The 759-nt window shown below is 66.9% G+C and carries 1 protein-coding gene and 1 pseudogene; both read left to right on the top strand.

Annotation, left to right across the window (positions count from 1 at the left end; all coding sequences use genetic code 11):
• A partial coding sequence (locus EOA22_RS35830) for a winged helix-turn-helix domain-containing protein (RefSeq protein WP_164756291.1) occupies positions 1–152 on the top strand: 152 nt, incomplete at its 5' end.
• Positions 143–759, top strand: a pseudogene (locus EOA22_RS35835) (two-component sensor histidine kinase); the annotation flags it as partial. The gene EOA22_RS35830 and the pseudogene EOA22_RS35835, both read left to right, overlap by 10 nt.

The raw sequence follows: 759 nt of genomic DNA on the forward strand, positions 1-759 counted from the left end.
CGGCCAGCGCCTATGCCGCAAACATCCACGTCGCCGGCCGCACCGTCGACAGCCACATCCGCAACATCCGCGCCAAACTGGCAGCCGTGGGTTGCCCAAATGTCATCGAGACGGTGCATGGCGTCGGCTTCCGGCTTGGCCGATGCGGCTGACGGCCTCCAGCAAATGGATCGGCCGCAAATGGCGGCCACGGCTTGCCACGGTCGTCGTCGCCATCCTGATCATGGTGATGGCCTTGCCACTGGTCGGCCTGTTCTTCTTCCGCCTCTACGAGAACCAGCTGATCCGCCAGACCGAGGCGGAGCTGATCGCGCAAGGCGCTGCCATCGCCGCCATCTATGCGCGGGATGTACGTGACGCCGGCATCCCACCGGAAAAGCTCGGTGCGCCGATGCCGGAGCCAAGTGGGGATTCAAGCCGCAGCGTCAATCCGGACCCGCTCTACAGGCCAATCGAACCGCAGCTCGATCTTGCCTCGGATTATGTCCTGCCGACCCGGCCGGCGGCGATGCCGGTGATCGTCGATCCCGCCTTCGCGGTGATCGGCGCGCGCCTGTCCGGCATCCTCGACGCCACCCAGAAAACCACGTTGGCCGGCTTCCGGCTGCTCGACCCCCGGGGCGTCGTCATTGCCGGGCGCGGCGAGGTCGGCCAGTCGCTCAGTGCGGTCGAAGAGGTGCGCACAGCACTTGCCGGCCACTATGCCAGCGCGCTCAGGCTGCGCATTCCCGACCAGCCGACGCCACCGCTCTATTCGGT

Origin of the sequence: Mesorhizobium sp. M7A.F.Ca.US.014.04.1.1, from assembly GCF_003998745.1 — a bacterium.
Lineage (GTDB): Bacteria > Pseudomonadota > Alphaproteobacteria > Rhizobiales > Rhizobiaceae > Mesorhizobium > Mesorhizobium ciceri.